The organism is Streptomyces sp. NBC_00094 (genome assembly GCF_026343125.1).
Classification (GTDB): domain Bacteria; phylum Actinomycetota; class Actinomycetes; order Streptomycetales; family Streptomycetaceae; genus Streptomyces.
The window spans coordinates 6,905,294-6,927,139 of sequence record NZ_JAPEMB010000001.1; the positions used below are offsets into that span (position 1 = coordinate 6,905,294).

Sequence of the window (21,846 nt, forward strand, 5' to 3'; positions counted from 1 at the left end):
GGCCATGACCGGCCGCCGCACGCTCCCTAGACCCAGTTGACCTCCGCCCGGGCGAGCAGGGGGTCGTCGATCAGCTCCCACAGAGGGACCGCGAAGTTCCCGGTGCGGTAGCGGCCGCCGAAGTGCAGGCCGAGGACCCGGTGGTCGGTGAGGTCGAAGACGGGGGAGCCGCTGTTGCCGCCCAGCGTCGAGCAGTCGTGCTTCATCACCAGGGTTCCCGGTGTGAACTCGGTGGCCGCACCCGGCTGGAGCCGCTTCACGTTGTACACGTCCATGAAGATCCGGCGCATCGACTCGGGCTCGTTGCGCCGGCCGTCCCAGGCCGGGTAGCCGACCACGTACACCGGCCGGCCCGGCACGCTCGCGGGCGCGTCCGCGGCGACCGCGAGCGGCGTGGGCAGGCCGTCGGAGGCCGAAGGCTCGATCCGCAGCAGGGCCATGTCGACGTCCGGGTGGATGCCGATGATCTCCGTGATCTCGTACGGGGACGAGAGCGACGTGGTGGCCGGGTCCCCGTCCAGGGGGAGCTCCTCCGCCGGGTCCACCCGCGCCGACATCCCGAACGCGAAGGACCACCGGTCGTGATCCGCCTCGAAACGGCTGAACTCCACGGCCACGTGACGATTCGTCATCACCGTGCGCGGGCCGACGAGGAAGGCCGTCCCGATCCAGTCCAGGCTGGGGTGTCCGGTGACCTCGACGCGGCCGACCCGGGCCAAGGACTCCCGGATCGCGGGCCGTTGCCCTTCGAGCACCACCCACTCGTCCCGCTGCGGCGAGAAGTCCTGACGCTGGACCAGGATCGCCGGCCGGCCCTGGAGGAGGACGATCGCCTCCACGCCGAAGGACTCGTCTTTGTTGATCTCGTCCTCGCGGTGGGCCGCCAGCTTCTCCAGACCGACGACTCCGGCCTCCAGGACGCGCGCCCGCTCCTCGCGGGCGAAGCGGGAGATCTCGGCCGCGGGCGCCACGTCCGCGGGCAGTTCGAGCGACGACTCGGCGATCTCCGCCTCCAGGTCCGCGCGCACGCGGGCGGCGACCTCCCGCAGGTCTCCGAAGATCTGCTCGGCGCCGGTCGCGACCGGCGACCCGTTGCGTGCTCCGCTCGGCATGGTCACTCACCTCGGATTGCCGTGGTTCGGTCCCCCCGGGGCCGGCCGGCCCCGCTGGCCGGCCATGATCTCGTCGTACAACTCGGTCCGGGACGCCCGGAGATGGTTCATGATGCTGCTGATCTGGGTTCCGACGTTCACGTACCGCGTCTTCGCTCCCTGGAACTCGACCTCGTCGACCAGCTGCGCGCCGCGGTGCAGGCCCACCACCGTCCAGTCGTCGAGGCAGACGGGCGAACCGGAGGACCCGCCGCGGGTGTCGGTGAAGTACATGATGTCCCGCTCGTCCGCCCGGTAGACCAGGTTGTTGCGCAGGGCGACCCGCTTCGGCAGACCGCTCGGGTGCTGGATGATGTTGACCGGTACGCGCTGGCGCTCCCGGACGAGCAGCGGCCGCTCGGCGAGTCTGAGGATCGGCCGCGGCGAGGGCTCGGGTGCGAGCCGCACGATCGCGTAGTCGAGCTCCGCGTCCCAGGCCACGAGCTCGTCTGCCGTCACCTCGGGGGAGACCGTCGCGTTCTCGACGAAGTCGAAGACGGAGCGTGACATGAGGACCTGGATCCGCAGGTCCTCGTCGCTCACGAACGGCGGGAGGCCCGAGTCCACCGAACGGGCCATCACCACATGGTGGTTGGTGATCATCAGGTGGGGCGCGACCATCCACCCCGTACCGCCGTGCGGATACGAGGGGAGGAGCGGGGTGCCCGACTCGTAGGGCGGGATGCGCAGATGCGCGACGGCGGCGCCGGTCCGGATGCCGCCGTGGAGGAATCCGTACGGCACGGTGTCGTCCTGGAGGACGATCTCCTCCTTGAACTCCGCCGGGAGGAGGTCCCTCGGGAGCGCCGCCTCGCCGGTGATCTTCCGCGCCACCGTGTCGAGGGCGCCCTGCAGGACGGCGCGCGGGCCCCGTTCCCGGGTCTGTTCGATCGCGTTGTGGAGCCAGATCTCCAGCGGCACCAGGCCGTCGATCAGCCGCTCGACCCAGTTCATCGCGTTGAGGTCGGAGTGGGCCTGGGCGAGGGGGTCGCCCAGCGGTTCGAGGGTGGCCGTGAAATGCCCCGGGATGCCCTTGAGGAGTTCAGGGCGCAGGGCGCGGTCGGCGAGGCCCGCCTCCATCGCGGCGTTGCGGACCCGGACGAGCTCCTCCTGCGGCAGGAAGGGTTCCTTCCGCAGTGCGGCTCCGGCGGCGTGGGGCGGCGGCTGGGTCCACAGCCCGGGGCCTCCGCGCCGGGGGCGGACACCCGTCCAGCGGCCCGTCGCCGAGTCGGGGCCGACCGGGGCGGGTGCGGTGGTGCCAGGCGGCAGGGGGGGATCCGGGGCCGGGCCGGAGGGCGCGGGGCCGGGGGCGAACGGGCCCGCGTCCATCGCTGAGGCGACCCCGAGAAGCAGGTCCCCGCCGGCGTCCCGGAGGGTGAGCGCCTCCCGGGCGACCCTGTCCAGGGTCCCGCGCCGCCGTGCCTCCCGCAGGGCCAGCTCGATCCCCTCGCGGCCCGGGCGCGGTCCGGACACGGCCCCGGTGGCCGTGTCCAGGATGTGGGTGAGCGGCTCGCGGAGGCGGGGCTCGGCGGTCATCGTGGCGTCGAACCAGTGGGCGAGCTCGGACACGACCGCGTCCTCGTCCGCGGGCAGCCCCACGAGGCGCAGGGTGTGTTCGAGGAGCTGCGGATCGGCTCGGCAGGCCGTGGCCGCCGCGGCGCGGGCGAGCGACGGCTGCCGGGCCAGCTCCGCGTCCGGTATCCCGCGCATCGTCCGCGCGAGCCGCGCCTCCGCCGGAGCGGCGTCGTCGTGCGCCAGGGTCGCGAGCCGGGACCTGGCGACCAGGACGCCCAGGGACTCGTAGCGCAGGCCGAGGCCGGCGGCGATCTCCTCGGCCTCCTGGAGGTCGCGGTCCGCGTCCTCGAAGTCGCCCGCGTCCTGCGCGAGCCGTGCCGCCATCTGCAGCAACTCCAGCTGGGCCTCGGCGCAGCCCGCCTCCACCGCCCCCGCCACGGCCCGCTCGGTGCTCTCCCGCGCCTCCGCGGTCCGCCCGGAGCGGGCGAGGGTCTCGGCGAGCAGCGCGTGGAGCCTGCTGCACGGTGTCCACGGCCGCCGCTCGGTCAGCCGCTGCGCCGCGGCCTCCACGTACCCCTGGGTGAGCAGGTCCTCGACCTCGCGCGTGGCGATCCGCTCCCAGGTCTCCTGGTCGGCCTCGGTCATGATCTGGTCGGGGACGTGGCCGCCGATCTTCCCGAGGAGGAAGGCGGCCGAGCGCTGCGACATCTCGCGGTAGGTCAGGCCTCCCAGGTACGGGGCGACTCCCGGCTCCCAACGGGCTTCCACCGTACGGGGGTTCTCGTTGGTCCTGAGCCGGTGGTAGATCTCCTCGGCCCGGTCCCTGGCTCCCTCGCGTGCCGCGTAGTACGCGACGGCTCGCTCGTCCACGGCCCGCATCAGATCCGTCCGCGACTGGTCCGAGAGGCGCAGCATGATGGTCCGCAGATCGGCCCGGTGCCGGATGGCCTCGGGCCCGGCCGACTCCATGAGGTCGACCCGCGACCTGAGCAGCCCGTAGAGGCGGCGCGCATCCGCCGCCGTGTCGACCCGGAGCCCCGCCGGTTCGGCCAGCACGTGCCGGATCAGGTCGGGGGTGATGTACCGCAGCACGAGCCCCGACTGCACCAGGGCCCGCAGGTCGTCCTCGACGATGTGCTTGAGGATGCGGTCGTACAGGGTGCCCTGGATGAGCATCTGGTCGATCTGGCGGTCGAAGTAGCGGCGCCGGGAGGGGAGTCCGTGCAGCAGCTCGCTCAGCGAGGTGGAGTCGGCTCCCAGGGCCACCGCCGCTCGGGCGGCCAGCTTGAGGCTCAGCGGATGACCGCCGATCCGGTCCGCGAGCTCCTCGGCGATCTTCTCGTCCTTGACTCCGGACGACGTCAGCAGGTCCACGGAGGCCTGGTGGTCGAGTTCGGCGAGCTCCATCGTGCGCAGGGTGAGGACGCGGGCCGGGTGGTCGATGGGCGCGCGGCCGGCGACGACGAAGCGCAGCCGGGAGTAGGCCGCCCGGAGCGCCGTCCAGATCGCCCACATGCGGCCGATCACGGGTGAACCCCGGTACTGGGCCTCCTCGAAGGAGTCGGCCACGATCAGCAACGGCGGGGACGGCAGGCCGGGTGGGGGCCGGACGGCTTCGGCGACGAGGGCCGCGACCCTGCGGGCGAGCTCCTGCTCGCGGGCGCTGGCCCGGGCGTGGAAGTCCGCCGAGTAGTCGCGGCCGATCGTCGCCCGCGTGGCGGAGAGTTCGTGGAGCTCGTCGAGTTCGTTGCGTTCGCCGCGCTGGACCGCCGCCGTGTGCTCGCACTCGTCCGCGAGCGCGTCGAAGGCGGCGCGGTACCCGGGGTGGTGGATGCCGAGCTGCCGGGCCATCTCCGCGATGACGGTGGCGGGTTCGTGGACGGAGATCGTCGGACGCTCGAAGTCGAGGTAGGCGAAGGGGAACGGCGTGGGGAACGAGGACCTCTCGTCGAGGAGGAAGCGGGCGAGCAGCATGCTCTTGCCGATGCCGCCCACGCCGTGGATGAGGAAGGGGGGTTCCGCCGGTTCCTCGGGGAGGACGAAGTAGGCGTGCAGGGCGTCGAGTTCGGCGGTGCGGCCGTGGAAGGTCCCCTCGACGAGGCGGTGGAGCGGCTGGAGCAGCCGGGCCTCCTCCAGGCGGTGCTGGACGTCGTCGACGGCGGGCAGTCCGGTGACGCCCGGGACCCGGCTCAGCCAGAGGACGGCCTGGAGGGTGTCGGTGAGCGTGTCGACGTCCTCGTCGCCGTGGGGGAGGGGGGCGCCGGCGCCCGCGAGCAGGGCGAGGGCGGCGCGCTCCGGGCCGGGGCTTCCGTGGTCTCCATGGTCTCCGAGGCCTACCGGATGGACGGGGCCTCCGCGACCGCTGACATCGACGGGGCCTCTGGGACCTCCGGGATCGACGGGACCCCCATGGCCTCCGGGATCGACGGGAAGTGCGGGATCAACGGGACCCGCGGCGTCGTTGTGGATCAGGTCGAGGTTGGCCCGCAGGGCGCGCAGTGCGGCGTCGGGTCCCGCGAGGCCCTCCAGGGCCGTCTCGCGGATCTCGGGCTTCAGCGTCCACACCGTGGTTCCGGCGGCGGGGACCGCCGTGCAGTCGTCGACGAGCTCCAGGACCGCGCGTCCTGTGGCCACCTCCTCTTCGGGGAGCCGTAGCAGCGCGGGGTCGAACTCCTGCAGGAGGCAGGCCGATTCGCGGTAGGACCTGCGGAGGTCGGGCAGGGCGGGGCCGGTCGCGGCGAGGCTCGTGCGCAGGGCGTCCCGGAGTTGATGGCCGGCGACCCCGGGGGACGGCGGCAGTGGTGGGGGGAACGCCCGGTGGAGGCGTACGACATCCTCCACCGCCGTGCACACCCGGCGCATGTAACTCTCCTCCGCGTCGGGGCGGTCCACGGCGCGGAGGACCTCGGAGACGGCCGTCTCCGTCAGGTCGCTCAGGATCCCCTCGTCCGCGGGGTCTCCCGTCGAACTCGTGAACTCCCGGAAGAACTCGGCGAAGAAGGCGCGGAGATCGTCGTCGTCCACGAGGCGGGTCGTGTCGCGGCACTCGTTCTTCCGGATCTCGTACGGAAGTTGGCGCATCGTCGTCGAGTAGCCGAGGAGGACCAGGCGGGGCACGGTCTCCTTCCGTACCGGGGTGTGCTCGTAGACCGCCCGGGCGAGGACGCCGATGCAGTCCCACACGTCCGAGTTCGGATCGAGCCGGTCGCAGTCGTCGAGGACGAGCCAGTACCGGTCCTCGGCGGCCGTCGCCCGGCCGACGATCCGGTGTGCCGCGTCCTCGAAGCAGGGCAGTGGATCGTTCAACCGTGTCGGGTTCAACGGGAAGGCGTCGGCGTCGGCTCCCGGTGCCGACACGAAGGCGGACAGTCGCTCCAGCAGGCGCGCGGCCGTGGAGGTGCGGGACAGGGTGACCCGTACCGGCCGGAAGTCGCAGTGCTGGCCGAGATGGCGGATCAGCTCGTACGTGTACGAGCGGCCGCTGTCCGGCGGGCCGTCGACCACCAGGACCGTCTGCTCCGGGTCGGCCAGGAACCCCCGGAGCTTCTCGCGCAGCTCGGTCCGGTCGAGGAACGCCTCCGTGCCGTGCTTCAGGAGCATGCTGCGGAAGGGGTCCTGCGGGGAACGGCTCAGCCGCTCGTCCTCCCGCAGCCGGGTGAGCAGGTTCCGGGCCTCGGCGCCCTGCTCGAAGGCGTGCGGGTCGTCGATGGCCGCGAGTGCGTCGAGGTCGGCGAGGACCGCGAGCAGCCGACGCTGATGGGCGATGTCCCGGCGGGCGGCCCCGACCACCAGCAGGGCGTTGCGGTCCGCGTCCGGGGTGAGCGGCAGGTCCTGGACGAAATCGGCGGGCAGCCCCGCGCCCAGCAGTCGTTCCCGTGGCTCGGACGTGTCCAGGAGATGGGCCCGCACCCAACTGGCGACGAGCCCCCACTCCGTCTCGGTGAGCGGCATACGGCACCTGCCCGGCGCTCTTCGCGCAGCGCCGGTCGCGCCGGCGTCGGAGGTGAGGCGATCAGGTGAACTGACTGATCCCTCTCATCGTTTCACCGGGCAGGGAGGGCCGCAATCGCTGGTCGGGCGGGCACACGGGGGATCGAGGGTGGTACGCGGAGGGCCAGGGGGTGGTACGCGGGGGCGCGCGGTCAGTGGTGAAGAACGATGTCGCCGTACGACTCAAGGCGCCGCCACCGGTCCTCCGGCCCGCGCGACGGGGGCATCACGTCCACGTCGGGCAACGGCCCGAACTCCAGCTCGGTGAGCTCCGCGACGTCCGAGACCGGCACCTGGTAGGTGCGGTACGGGCCCAGCGGCGGCGGCGCGCCCGCCTTCGCCCCCGCGAGCGCCCGCTCCGCGTCCCGGCTCAGATCCGGGCTCTGGTCGAGGACGTAGGCACTGGCGGCGAGCGCCCCGTCCTGGACGAACGCGGCCACCTTCCAGAACCGCATCGGCACCTGGATCCCGCGGTACGGCGGGTCGGAGTCCTGCAGCACGGGGCCCGTGAGGACGGTCAGCTTGCGGTCGAACTCGGCGGCGTGGTCGAGGATGTGGTTCTCCAGGCCCTGCCAGATCTGTTTGCCCTGGTTGAAGACGTCCGCCTGCGGCGCGGCGTTGGTGAAGTGGAACGTGTCGGCGTTCGCCCGTACCGCCACGGCCGCCGGTCCCCAGACCGGGTCGAGCCGGCGGACGAGATGCCCTCGGTCGAGGCTGTTGTTCCGGTAGATCTCGTCGCCCGCCTGCTGCTCCTCGGGCAGCCGGGGGTCGAACACCCAGGCGTCGTCCCTGGGTACGTCCTCCTGGAGCTCCCGCCCCTCGATGCAGACCGCGGTCGAGGCCGCGAGCCGCCGGTCCGGCCGGAAGACGACCGTGAAGTGGGTGTACGGCAGGATCACCGTCCTGACCGTGTCGCGGACCGGGAGCGGGAGGGGGACGACGGGGCCGAGGAAGGTCTCGTCGTAGCCGGCGCGGTCGGCGAGCGCGCCGCGGGACGAAGCCCCGGAGGAGGCGGCGGAGGACGTACCGGGAGACGCACCGGGAGACGTCCCGGGGGACGCGCCTGTGCCGCCAGCGGAGGACGCGGGGTCGGAAGGGTTCATACGATGTAAGTACCGCGTGGAGAGGGTCGCGCTCGGCGCCGGACCGCAGGCCACTCGATCAGACGCCCCCGGCGGGCGCCCCGGTATCCCCTCCCCTCCGTCCAAGGAGGCACCTCATGACCACCGGACTCTCCCTGCACATCGGACTCAACGAGGTCGACCCCGCCCGCTACGAGGGCTGGGCGGGAACCCTGGTCGCCTGCGAGAACGACGCCCACGACATGGCCCGGCTCGCCCGCGCCGCGGGTTTCGAACCCACCGTCCTGCTCACCCCGGACGGCACCGTCTCCCAGGTCACCGCCGCACTCGGCGAGGCCGCCGCCCGGCTCGGCTCCGGCGACATCCTGCTCTTCACCTACTCGGGCCACGGCGGCCAGGTGCCGGACGACTCCGGGGCGGACGACGAACCGGACGCCCTCGACGAGACCCTGGTCCTCTACGACCGTCAGTTCCTCGACGACGAGGTGCAGCAGGCCTTCCGCGCCTTCGCCGACGACGTACGGATCGTCGCCCTCCTCGACTGCTGCCACAGCGGCAGCAGCATCGAGATCCCCGGCGGTACGGACGACGGTTCGGGCCGCTATCTGCCCGAACCGCAGCAGCGGCAGCTGTACGAGCGCGACCGGGGCTTCTTCGACGAGCTGCGCCGCTCGCTGGCCGAGGACGGGTCCGCCGACGGGGCCCCCGACGCGCTGCTCGTCTCGGCCTGCCAGGACAACCAGGTCGCCTCCGACGGCCCCGTCAACGGCGCCTTCACCGAGGCCCTGCTCCGGGTCTGGGACGACGGCGCCTTCCAGGGCGGCTACCGCGACTTCCACCGGTCGATCCAGCGCGGACTGCCCCCGACGCAGAGCCCGAACCTCTATCTGACCGGCTCCCCCGACCCGGAGTTCCTGGCCCAGCGGCCGTTCACCGTCTGAGGGCCGTCGCCAGCTGGGCGCGCGAACGGACGTCGAGCTTCTGATAGATCCGGGTGAGCCGCGCCTCGACCGTCTTCACGCTCAGGTACAGCTTCGCCGCCGCCTCCTGGTTGCTGGCACCCTGGCCCACCAGCCGGGCGAGCCGCAGCTCCGCCTCCGTGAGCGAGGAGAACGCGGGCAGCGCCTCCTCGCCGCCCGAGCCCGCCCCGGAGCTCTCGCCCGCCGCGCCCGCCGGGGTCTCGCCGGCCAGCGCGAGCCATGGCGCCGCCCCGACCCGCTCGAACACCGAGGCGGCCTCGTGCAGGGCGCTCTGCGCCGCAGACCGGCGCCGTCTGCGGCGCTCCACCCGGGCGAGCGCGATCAGGGCGCGCCCCTGCTCCAGCGGCAGCCCGGCCCGGCCGAAGCGCTCGGCCGTCCCCGTGAGGAGCTCGGCCGCCGCGTCCGTACGCCCCTCCGCCGCCAGACACAGGGCGTGCACGCGGTCGCAGCCCAGCAGGACCGTGCCTCGCCCGAGCCGCTCCGCCACCGGCCGTACCTCGGCGAGGACCGCCAGGGCCTCGTCGCCCGCGTCGGTGGTGAGCAGCGCCTCGGCGAGTTCCTCGTGCCAGCGCAGCATCGACGGGTCCACGGTCGACTGGGCCCGCTCGTCGGCCTGGACGCGCCGCAGTGTCTCCAGTGCGGCGGCCACGTCCCCGTTGATGAGCTGGACCCTGCCGAGGGCGTACCGGCTGCGGGAGAGGAAGACCCGGTCGCCCTCCTCCTCCGAGGCCTGGACGCTGCGGCGGGCGTAGCTCGCGGCCCGCGCGAAGCTGCCGCCGGCGGTCTCCGCGAGCGCGAGCGCGTACCAGGCGGGACCGGGGGAGAGTCCCGCCTCCAAGGTGAGGGCGAGCGACTGCCCGGCGTGCCCGAGGGCCGCCGCGCACGGGCCGATCCGGGACTCGATCTCGGCGAGGGTGCTGAAGAGCTCGATGGCGTCCTCCACCGAGCCGCGCCGCTGCACCAGCGGGAGGAGGGCGCCCAGCTCGTCACGGGCGTCCGTCAGCCGGCCGTCGAAGAGGGCGTGGCGGATCGTCAGGATCTGTGCGGCGTTGCGGATCCCGAGCGGGCGCTCGGCCAACTCCAGCGCGCGTGCCTGGGCGAGCACGGCCTCCGCGTCGGGAGAGCCGAGGGCCCGATCCATCCGTGCCTGTACGGTCAGCGCCTGCGCCGCCGTGCGCGGATCGCCCATCGAGGCGGCCAGCGCGGCCGATTCGACAGCGGCCGTGCGGGAGCGCTGCGGATCGCCGTCCGCGAGCACGTACTTGACGGCGAGACGCAGCTGGACGGCCGCCCGCAGCGCGGTGTTCCCCTCGGAGTCCTCCATGGCGTGTACGTACATCTCGTCGAGCCCGGTCAGCCCCTGGCCCGCCGTGTCGAGGACGGCGAGGCGCGCCCTGACCCGGTCGGAGGGCGAGGCGTCCCGGGCGAGGAGGTCGGTGGCGGCCCGGATCGCGAGGTCGGCGCGGGCCGCGCGGGCGGCCTCCTCGGCGGCGTCGACGAGCCGGGCGATCCGCCGCGTACCGTGCCGTCCCGGCGTGGACTCGGCGGCGAGCAGGGCCAGTTCGGCGGCGAGCGCGCTGTTCCCGCGCCGTCTGGCGACCTCGGCTGCGGCGGCGACCTCGGCGGCGAGCTCCTCGTCGGGGATGTCGGTGGCGAGCGCCCGGTGGCGTACCGCCTCCACGGGGTCGTCCACGACCTCGGCGAGCGCCGCGTGCCCGGCGCTCCGCTCGGCCCAGCAGGCGTCGTGCACCAGGGTCGACGGCAGCAGCCCGGCGGTGAACGTCACCGAACCGTCCTCGGCGAGCGACACAAGGTCGGCCCGCTCCGCCGTCGCGAGGTCCGCCTCGGCGTTGGGCCGGCCGGCCCGGCGCACCAGGGTCGCCGAGGGCCGCAGCGCCAGCGCGGCGAGCAGCAGCGTCTCGCGTACGGGAAGGGGCGCGGCGCCCAGCAGCTGGCGGGCGAGGTCGCGGGCGCGCCCGGAGAGCGTCAGCGCCTCCGCGTGGTGCACCGGGGTGCGGGCGTCGGCGAGGGAACGGCCCACGGCGAGCGCGAGCCGTGGATTGCCGCCGCTCGCGCGGTGGATGCGCCCGGCCATGCGGGAGGGCAGCCGGTGGTGGATGAGGAGTTCGGCGATCTCGTCGGCGTGCAGCGGGGGGACGAGCAGGACGTCCGCCTCCGACGGCACCCAGAGGTGTGTGGCGTGCGGGTCCTCGGGGCGGGAGGTCTCGCGGTGGCGGGACGACTCGTAGGTCTCGCCGTACGGCTCGGGGGTCTCCACGGCCACCACCCGCAGCGCGGGCGGCGCCAGGTGGAGGGCGAACCGCAGCAGGTCGGCGCTGTCCGCGTCGATGTGCTGCACACCGTCCACGACCAGCAGCACGGGGCCGCGGCAGGCGAGGGCGCGCAGGATCCGGGCGATGCCGAGCCGCAGGGCGATCGGGTCCCAGCCGCCCGCGTCGAGCGGCGCCTCGCGGCAGAGCATGGCGACGGCGGTGCGCTGGGGGCCGGGCAGTTCGTCGAAGATCCCGGAGGCGAGCACGCCGGGCGCGAACTGGCCGGAGGAGGTCTGGGCGTGGGCCGTCCGGCCGGGCGCGAGCTGCCCGGGCACGAACGGTGCGGGCGCGGACGGCCCGGACGTGGACTGTCCGGGCGTGGACTGTCCGGAAGCGAGAGGTCCGGTGGAGGACGGACCGGTGGCGGGCAGTCCGTGAGAGGACGTCCTGGGGGTGGGCAGCCCGGAGGACGGCGCCCCAGGGGGCGACGATCCGGGGTGCGGCGACCCGTGCGGCGGCGGCCCGGCCGGAGGCAGGTCCGCGGCGGGCGGGTCGGGGACGGCGGCGCCGAGTCCCGGCCAGTTCACCGTCGCCGCCACGGAGGCCACCAGCGCGGCCGCCGCGGCTCCGGGTATCTCACGGTCGGACGGCAGGGTCGCGAGCCACAGCACGGTCTCGCCGCGGGCCTCCGCGCGGGCGGCCTCCGCGAGGGCGAGCTCGGTCTTGCCGACGCCCGCGGGTCCGGTGAGCAGGGCGCGGCCGCGCGCGTGCAGGACGCGTTCGAGCCGGGCGAGGAGTTCCTCGCGCCCGACCGGCGCCGGCGGTGCCCCCGCGCCGGTGGGACGCAAGGGGCGGTGCGGTGCTGTCGTCACTGTCCACCACCTCCGGCGCTCGGGCCCCGGCCCATGAGCCCCGTGGGCAGAGAATACGGAGCCCACGGGCGGAGTCCAGGCCCCTTGTCCGGCATACGGACGGAGTCTCTCCGCCGGGCTCCCTCCGCACACGCCAGGACGCGCCCGTGGTGTAGACCACGGGCGCGTCGCTGACCAGCAAGGATGCTGATGTGGGGGGTGGTTCAGAAGAGGTTGAGCGGTGGATCAGAAGGTGAGCGTCCACGAGTCGATGTAGCCGGTGTCACCCGATGCCACATCGCGGACCTGGAGCTTCCAGGTGCCGTTCGCGACCTCGCTCGACGCGTCGACCGTGTACGTCGCCAGGACGTTGTCGGCGCTGTCCGAGGAGGAGGACGCCTTCAGGTTGCGCACGGTGCCGTCGGGGGCGATCAGGTCGATGACCAGGTCCCCGCGCCAGCTGTGCTTGATGTCCACGCCGACCTTGAGGGCGGCGGGGGCGTTGCCGGTGCGGCCGGTCACGGCGATCGAGGACGACACGGTGGTGTTGTCGGAGATCGTCACGTCCGTCGCGTTCGTGAAGACGGTGCCCGTCGGCGGGGTGGTGGTGGTGACGGCGTCCACGGTCTTCGCGGAGTCGGCGATACCGGTGCCGCAGCCGCCGGTGCAGGTGCCGGGCAGCGGGCGGGCGTTGGTCTTGATCGCGGACTCGATCTCGGCCGGGGTGAGGGTGCTCTTGGCCGACTTCAGCAGGGCGGCCAGGCCGGCGATGTGCGGCGCGGCCATCGAGGTGCCCTGGTAGGGCTTGTAGTTCTCGGCCGACTGGGTCGTCGTGCCCGAGTTCAGCGTGGAGTAGATGCCGTTCTCGGGGGTGGTGACGGTGCCGGGCGTGTCGGTGGAGCGGCGGGTCTCGCCACCGGGCGCGGCCACGTCCACGATGGTGCCGTAGTTGGAGTAGTACGACCGGTTGCCCTCACGGCTGGTCGACGCCACGGTGATGACGTTCGAGCAGTTCGCGGGGGTGAAGCCGGAGGCGTTGGCGTTGCTGTTGCCCGCGGCGACGACGACGGTGGTACCGCGCGAGACGGCGCCGTTGATGGCGGTCTGGTAGACGCTCGGGCAGGTGGAGCTGGCGCCGCCCAGGCTGAGGTTGATGACCTTCGACGGGTTCGCGTTGGCCGGGATGCCCGGCACGGAGCCGCCGGACGCCCAGGTGATGGCGTCGGCGATGTCGGAGGACGAGCCGCCGCACTTGCCGAGCACCCGCACGGGCTGGATCTTCGCGTTGTACGCGATGCCCGCGATGCCCTTGGTGTTGTTCGTGACGGCGCCGATGGTGCCGGCCACGTGGGTGCCGTGCCAGGAGGAGTTGGACGCCCTGGAGCCGGTGCCGCACTCGCCGTCGGTGGCGTTCCAGTCGCCCTCGTCCTTCGGGTCCGCGTCACGGCCGTTGCCGTCGCGGGCGTCGGCGGACGTGGAGATGAAGTCGTAACCGGAGACGACGTTGGTCGCCAGGTCGGTGTGGGCCGCGTAGCCGGTGTCGATGACGGCGACGGTCACGCCGGAGCCGGTCGTCTTGTCCCAGGCCGCAGGAACGTTCATGCCACCGGTGGCCTCGAAGAGGTCCCACTGCTTGGTGTAGTCGGTGTCGTTCGGCGTGACAGCCATCGCGTAGGCGCGGATGTCGGGCTCGACCGAGGCGACGGACGGGTCGGCGCGGAACGCGTCCATGACCTCCGTCAGGTCCTGCTTGGTGGCGCTGTCGCCCAGGTCGACCAGGGCGCCACCGCCGGCGAGGCGGCGCTCGAAGGAGAGCTGCTCGCCCGTCTTCGCGGCCTTCTCGGCCGTGTCGCTCTTCGCGGCGGTGTTGGAACCGGCCTCGGCGGCCTGGCTCTTGTAGGTGACGATGACCTTCTCGACCGGGGCGCTCGGAAGCGCCCGCATGGTCTGCGAAGCCGGGGCCGGCTTCGGGCTGGCAGCGCCCGGGGCGGCGGCGAACGCCCCGGTGGTGGCAGCGGCGCCGAGGATCGCGGCGCTCGCGACCACGGATATGACTCTCCGCCTGGAACCGTTCAAGGTGTGGCCCTTTCAAGTACGACGTAACTGCGGAGCAGTGGCGGCGGCGCGGGACGATTCGGGGCGAAGTGGGGTCGCTGTCCGTCGGTCCCTGGGCTGGGGAGCCCGTGCGCCGCCACCGGCGCGACGACCCGGGTCAAGGTCGTCACCGGGGGATGCCACCCTCCTCATGCACCTGTCAGGTGCGGCTCGGGGGATGATATCTGCCGGTGGGGAGGACAGTAGGGAACGGGGGAGTGAACCCGATACGGGGAAAACCCTTGTCACCCCTCACAGGGCGGCGGGGGTCCGGGGGAGGGACACGGAGAACCGGCGGGGGTGAGGGCGCGACTGGCTGGTGTTTCGGCTGGTGGCGGGGGGCGAGGGGAGCACCGCGAGGGGGCGAGGGGAGCGCCGCGAGGGGGCGAGGGGAGCGCCGCGAGGGGGCGAGGGGTGGGGGCCGCTCGGCAGGCGAAGGGGCCCGGCGGACGGGTTCGCGGGACGGCTGGGGCCGGCGGGGGAGCGTCATCAGCCGGGCGTGCGGCGTCCGTGAGTCGAGTTCGAGTTCGAGTTCGAGTACGCGACGTTAGTCGGTCGTCCGTCGTCGGTTGCAGGGTTGCCGGTCGCAGGGTCGCCGGTCGGACGTCGGCCGTCTGCGGCCCGGCCGTTCGCCGCTCGAAGGCCCGGCCGTCCCTCGTCCGTCAGCCGAGTTCGAGCGTCGTGACGCCGAAGACCCGCTCCCGCGCCACCGGGCGGACGGGCCCCGTGTACATGCGGGCCGTCTCGAAGGTCGGCTCGAGGCCGCGCTCCAGCGCCACGCGGGCCGCCGCCGGATTGGCCTCCGGCATGTCCACGGCGATCCGTGCGGCGCCGAAGTCCCGTGCCTCGGCGGCGAGCGCGTCGAGCAGGGCCGCCGCGTCCGCCGGGGTGTCCGCGAACAGCGGCCCGACGCGGGCCTCGTCCTGGGCGGGGCGGACGACCCCGTACCCGGTCGGACGACCGTCGACGACCCGGACCAGCGCGCGGTGCCCGGGCGTGGTCAGCCAGGCGGACAGGAAACGCGGTCGGTCGGCGTGGTGGCAGGCGCTGTCGTACGCGGCGACGACGGCCGGGTCGACCCGCTCGGCGGGCACCACGCCGGTCACCGGACGGTCGGGCGCGGGGATCTCGCCCACGAAGCGCGCCGTGCGGTACGCCGTGGAGAAGCCGGAGCGGCGGTAGTTGTCCTGCTGCGCAGGCACCCCGTCGAGTCCGACGGAACGGTCACCCGCGTGGGCGAGCGCGGCCCGCCAGGTGGCCAGGCCGTGGCCGAGCCCACGGCGTTCGGGACGGACGAGGTAGAAGCCGAGGAAGGCGTAGGCGTCGCTGTAGTTGACGACCGAGATGGCGGAGACCGGCTCCCCGTCGACCCTGCCGAGGAAGAAGCCGCCGGGGTCCTGCGCGAAGAAGGCGGGGACGTCGGAGAGCCCGGGGTTCCACCCCTCCTCGGCCGCCCAGGAGCGCACGAGAGCCCAGTCCTCGGGCATGGCGGGGGCGACGGACAGCGAACCGGAGGAGGCGTGGGCCATGGGGTTCCTTCAACAGCCGGAGCCGGGCGGGGCGGCGGAGCGGTCGGGTGCACGACGGGACGGGGGCGGAGCGCGCCGAGCATAGTGCCGCCGTACGACACGTCGACCGCCCACCGGTCGATTCCGGCCGCGTGCTTCTGCTCCGCAGCGGGGTGGCTCCGCCGCTCCGTGGCGCGGCAGCTCCACCGCCCCGCGAGCGCTTCCGCCCCGCGCCGCTCCGCCGTCCCGCCCCCTCGCGTACCGACCGCCACGGGGCCGAGGACACCGGACGGAACCGGCCCGCGGGCGCCGACCGTCGCCGACCGTCGCGGGCCCAGAGGGTGTCTTGACCACGGCCGCGAACAGCGCCCCGCCCCGGTCAGCCCACCAGCCGCAGGCGCGGCTTCGCCGCCGTGAGGCGGATGGTCTGGCCCCACGTCAGGTGCAGCGCGTCCGACTCGACACCGTCGCCGAAGGCGACCAGGCGGTCCGATTCGACGGTGAGGCGCAGGCCCTGGCCCGCGTCGAGGAGCCCCTCGACGCGGTGGGTACCGGTCGTCGGTGACGGCCAGGCCTCGCGGACGAACCAGGCGAGCCGCGCGTCCGCCGGCGCGGGCAGGGCGAGCGTGCTGGAGCGCTGTTCCCACAGGGAGCGCAGCCACCCCGTGGCCCCCGTGCCGGTGCCGACCAGGACACCCGAGGAGGCTTGGGGCTCGGGCTCCGGCGGGGCGTCGGGACCGTCGAGCCCCAGGGAGTACCGCGCGGTCTGGTGGCCGGGCGGGCCGACGTAGATCTCGTTCAGCGCGAGGAGCCGCTGCGCGTCGTCGGTGACCGCCTCCACCATCGTCAGCTCGTCGACCGTCGCCCCGTCGCCCGCCGCGTACGGGAGCAGCCGTCGCGCGTGCGCCGCGCGGTGCCGTACGAGAACGCCCGCGTTGCGCCCGGGGTCCGCGTCGATCCCGATGACCGGCTGACCCGTCAGGTACTTCGCCGCGTTGGCGACGAGACCGTCCTGGCCGACCACGACGACCACGTCCTCGGGACCGAACAGGAACCGGTCCAGATCGGCGCGCTCCACCCGGGTCTGCCGCCACGACAGCGGAACCGCGCCCGCCACCTCGGCGAGCGCGCGGTGGACGCGCTCGTGCCGTTCCCGCACCTCCTCGACCGAGCGGCCGCGCGCGGAGAGGAAGAACGCGGCCTGGCCGTGGGTGCCGTGCCGGGCGAGCAGCTCCTCGTACTCCGTGGTCCGGTGCACGAGCACCGCGCGCGGCGCGAGACTCACGACCGGGCCCCGCCCTCGCCGCCCAGCTTCGCGAGGAGCCCGGTCAGCACGTCGGGGGAGAGCGTCAGGTGCTCGATGCGGGGCAGGTTCTCCGCGGCCCGGTGCACGGCGAGGGCGTGCAGGGTCGCCGGCTCCGCCTCCGCGTGCGCCCGCAGCCACGCGGACTGCGCGCCGGCGCGCGCCTCGCCGACCAGCTGCGCCGCCTCGGCCTCGGCCCGGGCGAGCCGGACCTTCCGTACGGCCTCGGCCTCGGCCCGTACCGCGTCGGCGGCGGCGCTCTCCTCGGCCTCGCGACGGGCGTTGGTGCCGCGCTGCTCGACGAGCCGCTCCTCCTGGCGGGCCAGCTCGATCTTGCTGGCGAGCTCGTTCTCGGCGATGGTGCGCTCGCGCTCGACCGCCACGGCCCGGCGCTCGTACGTGGCGCGGTCGGCCTCCTGCTGGATCTGCTCGCGAGCGGGGGTGCGCAGGGCGCGCTCGACCTCCGGTTCGGGGCGGATCGCCACCACCCGGACCGCGACCAGCTCGATGCCCGTGTCCGGAAGGCGCGGTTCGGCCGCGAGGCCCGCCGAGATCCGGTCGCGTACCGCCGCCACCCCGTCGACGAGGGCCGCCGCGAGCGTGGTGCGGGCGAGGACGTCGAGGGCGTGCTGCTGGGCGGTCTCGGTGAGGAGCGTGGCGATCTGCTCCAGAGGCGTCCCGCGCCAGGCGCCGGTGTCGGGGTCGATCGAGAAGTCGAGCCGGGTGGCGGCCGCGCCCGGGTCGCCGATCCGGTACGTGACGGTGGACTGCACGCTCACGTCCTGGAAGTCGGCCGTGCGGGCGTGGAACGCCATCGCGAGTTCCCGGTCGTTCACGGGCACCTCGGAGAGGGCGGCGGTACGCGGCCGGAACCAGAAGCTCAGCCCCTCACCGTCGTGGACGAGCTGTCCGCGGCGCTGGTGGCGGATGTGGGCGGTGGGCGCGGAGCGCAGATGGCGCCAGCCGGACCGCCGGGTGATGTCAGCCATGAAACCCCCTTGTCGTCATGTTGACGATAGAGGGCTTCCTGGTTTTTCGTCAATATGACGAAAGTGATCAACCGGCGAGCGGCGCGGGCTGCGCCTCCGATAGGGATACGGGCGAGGGTATGGGTGCGGGCGCGTGGGCGTCGGCGACGCGGGGTGGCACCGGCACTGGCGTTGGCGCCGGCACTGGCACCGGCACCGGCCGGGACCCCGCGACGACCGTGGAGGCCACCCGAGTCGGCGCCCCCGCGGACCCGTCGGGAGCCGGGATGTCGCCCTTCGTCAGCAGGACCACGCCCCGCGCCGCGACCAGGGACGCCAGGGCCGCGATCGGCCAGCCCCAGGCGCCGGCCCGGAAGGTCTCGCCGAGCAGGGCCACGCCGATGATCGCGGCGGCCGCGGGGTTGGAGAGGTTGACGACGGCCAGGGGTGCCGCGAGCCCGCCCCGGTAGGCCGCCTGCGAGAGCAGCAGTCCGCCCACGGCGAAGCCCGAGATGAGGACCGCGAGGAGGGCGGTCTGCCACCAGGCGGGTTCCCCGCCGGGGAGTTCGAGCGCGAGCGCGGCCGTCAGCGTCTGCGTCAGGGCGGAGCCGACGCCGGACGCGATCCCGGAGGCGGTCGCGTGCCCGAGCCCGCGGCCTCCCTTGCCGCCCGCGCCGCCGCGACTCCGTGCCACGCGGCCCGAGGCGAGCGCGGCGATGAGGAGCGCCGTCGCGGCGGCGACGATCAGGGACTCGCGCAGGCTGAGCGCCTCGCCGGGCGCGGCCGGGCCGGTCATCGCGACCAGGCCGACGAGCCCGCCCAGGGTCCACAGCGCTCCGCGCCACTCGGTACGGGACACCCGCCGGCGTGCGCAGTAGGCGCCGAGCGGCAGCGCCGCCACGAGCGTCAGCGCGCCGAGCGGCTGGACCAGGGTCAGCGGCCCGTAGTGCAGGGCGGCCACGTGGGCGAGGGCCCCGGCGGCGTTGAGGCCGACCGCCCACCACCACTGACCGCGGGCGAGCAGCGCGCGCAGCGCCCCGCGCCCGTCGGGAGAGGGGGAGGGGGAGGCCGCCAGTCGTGACTGGGCGACGGCGGCGAGCGCGTAGCCGGCGGCGGAGACGAGGGAGAGGAGCACCGCGAGCACGGTGCCGGCGACGGGGTTCATCGCAGGGCTCCGGCCGGTCGGACGGTCGTACCGATCGCGTGGGGCGCGGATGGTGGCTCCGCGTCGCCGCGGGCCGGGGCGCGGACGGCGAGCAGTGCGAGGCCGAGGAGCGCGGCGGCGGCGAGTGCGTCGAACCAGTAGTGGTTCGCGGTGCCGACGATGACGAGCAGGGTGAGCAGCGGGTGCAGCAACCACAGGGCCCGCCAGCGGGAGCGGGTGGCGACGATGAGGCCGATCGCGACCATCAGGGCCCAGCCGAAGTGCAGCGACGGCATGGCGGCGAACTGGTTCGCCATCGAGTCCGTCTCCGGGGTGGCCCCGTACACGGACGGGCCGTAGACCCGAGCCGTGTCGACGAGGCCGGTGGCGGCGAGCATCCGCGGCGGGGCGAGCGGCAACAGGAGGTGCAGGGCGAGCGCGGCGCCGGTGAGGAGCGCGAGGACCCGGCGCGACCACAGGTAGTGGGCCGGGTGGCGCCAGTACAGCCAGACGAGGAAGGCGATCGTGGCCGGAAAGTGCACGGCGGCGTAGTAGGTGTTGGCGGCCCGGATGAGCGGCTCGCCGTGCATCAGCAGGTGCTGGATCGTTCCCTCGCCCGGGAGGTGGAGCGCGCGCTCGGCGTCCCAGACGCGGTCGGCGTTGCGGAAGGCGCGGGCCTCGTGGCCGTTGGCGACGAGCCGGCCGCACTTGTAGACGAGGAAGAGCGCGGTGACCAGCACGAGCTCGCGCAGGAGCGGCGGTCTCGCGACACCCTCGTGACCTTCGGGGTGACCGGGGCCGGGGGTAGCCGTCGCCCCCGGTCCTTGAGGACGTGGTCCTCGTGTCCCGCGTATCCCGGCAGCCATCGCGAGGCCCCTCTGATCCGTCAAATCGGCAGCAAACGGGGTGAGCCTAGATCCGATTTCATCGAGACGCAAACGTCTCGATACGTTTGCGTCTCGATTGTGCACCCCCTACTCTCGTATGTGCAGAGACAGAGGTGTCCGGGAGGATTCGATGTCCACACAGGCCGCGACCGCCGCAGCCCGTCGCAGCAAGATCACGCCGGAGCGCGAGACGGAGCTGTACGACGCGGTGATCTGCCTGCTCAGGGAGGGTGGCTACGACTCGGTGACCATGGAGGGCGTCGCGGCCCGCACCAAGTGCGGCAAGGCCACCCTCTACCGTCAGTGGGGCACCAAGCCGCAGCTCGTCACCGCCGCCCTCGCCCAGCGCCGCTGCACCGTCTTCGCCGGGATCGACACCGGCTCCCTCGCCGGTGACCTGCGCGAGGCCGCCCGTATCGCGGCCTCCCACCGCGACCGCGACGCCGAGCTCATGGAGGCCGTCGCCCAGGCCTACATCCAGCACCCCGACCTGCGTGCCGCGCTCCGCGAGACCGTCATCGCCCCCGAGATCGCGGCCATCGACGCGGTGGTGGCGCGTGCGGTCGAGCGGGGCGAGGTCGCCGCCGACAACCCCGCGATCGCGTTCGTCGCGCCCTGCTTCATGGGGATGCTCCGCATCGAGCGGATCTTCGAGGAGCGGTTCGCGGAGACCTCGACGATGAGCGGCTTCGTGGACGCCGTCCTCCTTCCGGCACTGCGCGTCGAGGGGTGAGCTCCCGGCCCGTCGGGCACCCTGGGCTCATGCGCGCGAGCACCCCCGACGTCCGAGTCCGCCGGATCTACGAGACGCCGTCGCCCGACGACGGGGTACGTGTCCTCGTCGACCGGCTCTGGCCGCGCGGACTCGCGAAGACGGACGCCCGCATCGACGAGTGGCCCAAGGTGCTGACCCCCTCCACGGAGCTGCGCCGCTGGTACCACGGACCGGAGGGGGAGTACGAGGAGTTCCGCCGGCGGTACGAGGCCGAGCTCGCCGCCCCCGAGGCCGCCGCGGCGCTCGACCGGCTCAGGGACCTCGCGGACCGGGAGACGGTCACCCTGCTCACGGCGGCGAAGGACCCGTCGGTCAGCCACACGTCGGTACTGCGGCGTGAACTCGCCTCGAAGCCGGGGGAGTAGCGGGGGTCAGGACCCGACGCGCCGCAACCGCGGCGCCTCGGTGGCGGCATCGACGCGTCCACGGGCCGCGCCGCCGTCGCCGACCTCATCCACCCGGCCTGCCGCTCCGTACGCCTCGGCCCGATACGTCTCGGACGGATATGTCCCGGATCGGTACGCCTCGGCCCGATCGGCCAACTCGCGCGCCCACGCCACGAGTCCGCCCACGTCGATCCCGTAAGGACCGGAATCCCGCTCCCCGGGCACGGCCGCGAGACGGTCGGCGCCCCGGCGGAGCAGCCGCGCCCCGCCCTCCGCGTTCCCGCGCGCCGCGTGCGTCAGGCCCACGGCGAGCTGCGCGAGCCCCTGCCACAGGTCGCGCTCCGCCTCCGGACCCGACTTCCAGGCGTCCTCGAAGACCTCGTGCGCGTGGAACGGCATCCCGGCGTCCAGCAGACGCTGCGCCTCGCGCAGCGTCTCGTCGGGGTCGCGCACGACACCCTCGGGCTGCCGCGGAACTCCCTCCGCCCCGTACGGCAGCGGTCGGCCGAGCCCGTCACGGGGGCGTGCGCTCCGCGCGCGGCCCTCCTCGTCGCGATCCCTCGAAGTCCGGTTCACCCGCCCATTGTCGCCCCGGGAGCGATCAGGACGCGGTGCCGGGCACCACGAGCCCGGCCTGAGCCGCAAGGCCTCCCCAGTCCTGCCCGCCCCTGAGCCGCAAGGCCTCCCCAGTCCTGCCCGCCCCTGAGCCGCAAGGCCTCCCCAGTCCTGCCCGCCCCTGAGCCGCAAGACATCCCCAGGGCCGGCTCTCCCTTGATCCGCCGGACACCCCCTAGACTCGTCGGTCCGACGTTTCCCGGGTCGGGTCCGTGTGGGTCGCACGGACCGCTCGGGTCGCGTCATGCCCGTTGCTCTTGTGGGGGAGTGAGTCGCCGGTGCCGTCGGAACGAGAACTGCCTTCGCCCGCCAGTTCGTTCACGG

General features: G+C 73.9%; 14 protein-coding genes. 3 read left to right on the plus strand and 11 right to left on the minus strand.

The annotated features are described in order from the left end of the window. Positions 1-26: 26 nt before the first annotated feature. The 3 genes from OG580_RS30800 to OG580_RS30810 form a co-directional block, all read right to left on the minus strand. Positions 27-1,112 carry a trypsin-like peptidase domain-containing protein gene (locus OG580_RS30800; RefSeq protein WP_267046916.1) on the minus strand — a complete coding sequence of 362 codons (1,086 nt, stop codon included), beginning with the start codon at positions 1,110-1,112 and terminating at the stop codon, positions 27-29. Between the two features lie 6 nt (positions 1,113-1,118). Then, a complete protein-coding gene (locus OG580_RS30805) occupies positions 1,119-6,617 on the minus strand; it encodes a trypsin-like peptidase domain-containing protein (protein WP_267046917.1) in 5,499 nt (1,832 codons plus the stop codon). A gap of 191 nt (positions 6,618-6,808) precedes the next feature. Next, positions 6,809-7,759 carry a DNA/RNA non-specific endonuclease gene (locus tag OG580_RS30810; protein WP_267046918.1) on the minus strand — a complete coding sequence of 317 codons (951 nt, stop codon included), beginning with the start codon at positions 7,757-7,759 and terminating at the stop codon, positions 6,809-6,811. Between the two features lie 116 nt (positions 7,760-7,875). Between OG580_RS30810 and OG580_RS30815 the strand changes: the two genes are divergently transcribed. Then, positions 7,876-8,679: a caspase family protein gene (locus OG580_RS30815; protein WP_267046919.1), complete on the plus strand. Its 804-nt coding sequence runs from the start codon at positions 7,876-7,878 to the stop codon at positions 8,677-8,679. On the opposite strand, the gene OG580_RS30820 is transcribed toward OG580_RS30815, so the two are convergent. From OG580_RS30820 to OG580_RS30850, 7 genes are all read right to left on the minus strand, one after another. Beyond that, positions 8,669-11,863: a LuxR C-terminal-related transcriptional regulator gene (locus tag OG580_RS30820; protein ID WP_267046920.1), complete on the minus strand. Its 3,195-nt coding sequence runs from the start codon at positions 11,861-11,863 to the stop codon at positions 8,669-8,671. The two genes, OG580_RS30815 and OG580_RS30820, sit on opposite strands and share 11 nt — an antisense overlap. 225 nt (positions 11,864-12,088) lie before the next feature. Next, positions 12,089-13,786, minus strand: coding sequence for a S8 family serine peptidase (locus OG580_RS30825; RefSeq protein WP_267048193.1), 1,698 nt, complete (start codon positions 13,784-13,786; stop codon positions 12,089-12,091). An 812-nt stretch (positions 13,787-14,598) separates the two neighbouring features. Next, positions 14,599-15,465, minus strand: coding sequence for a GNAT family N-acetyltransferase (locus OG580_RS30830; RefSeq protein ID WP_267046921.1), 867 nt, complete (start codon positions 15,463-15,465; stop codon positions 14,599-14,601). Between the two features lie 358 nt (positions 15,466-15,823). Continuing rightward, entirely contained in the window at positions 15,824-16,729 is a 906-nt protein-coding gene (locus OG580_RS30835) for a hypothetical protein (RefSeq protein ID WP_267046922.1), read from the minus strand. Further along, positions 16,726-17,736, minus strand: coding sequence for an SPFH domain-containing protein (locus tag OG580_RS30840; RefSeq protein WP_267046923.1), 1,011 nt, complete (start codon positions 17,734-17,736; stop codon positions 16,726-16,728). The genes OG580_RS30835 and OG580_RS30840 overlap by 4 nt, the downstream gene beginning before the upstream one ends. 67 nt (positions 17,737-17,803) lie before the next feature. Further along, entirely contained in the window at positions 17,804-18,880 is a 1,077-nt protein-coding gene (locus OG580_RS30845; protein ID WP_267046924.1) for a DMT family transporter, read from the minus strand. Continuing rightward, on the minus strand, positions 18,877-19,611 hold the full coding sequence (locus OG580_RS30850) for a phosphatase PAP2 family protein (RefSeq protein ID WP_267048194.1): 735 nt from the start codon (positions 19,609-19,611) through the stop codon (positions 18,877-18,879). Before OG580_RS30850 ends, OG580_RS30845 begins: the two co-directional genes overlap by 4 nt. A 265-nt stretch (positions 19,612-19,876) precedes the next feature. Between OG580_RS30850 and OG580_RS30855 the strand changes: the two genes are divergently transcribed. Beyond that, complete coding sequence (locus OG580_RS30855) at positions 19,877-20,479, plus strand: TetR/AcrR family transcriptional regulator (RefSeq protein ID WP_267046925.1); 603 nt, start codon at positions 19,877-19,879, stop codon at positions 20,477-20,479. Positions 20,480-20,508: 29 nt separating this feature from the next. Then, a complete protein-coding gene (locus tag OG580_RS30860; protein WP_267046926.1) occupies positions 20,509-20,886 on the plus strand; it encodes a DUF488 domain-containing protein in 378 nt (125 codons plus the stop codon). A 6-nt stretch (positions 20,887-20,892) separates the two neighbouring features. Here OG580_RS30860 and OG580_RS30865 read toward each other — a convergent pair whose 3' ends face one another. After that, positions 20,893-21,483: a DUF309 domain-containing protein gene (locus tag OG580_RS30865; protein WP_267046927.1), complete on the minus strand. Its 591-nt coding sequence runs from the start codon at positions 21,481-21,483 to the stop codon at positions 20,893-20,895. Positions 21,484-21,846 lie beyond the last annotated feature (363 nt).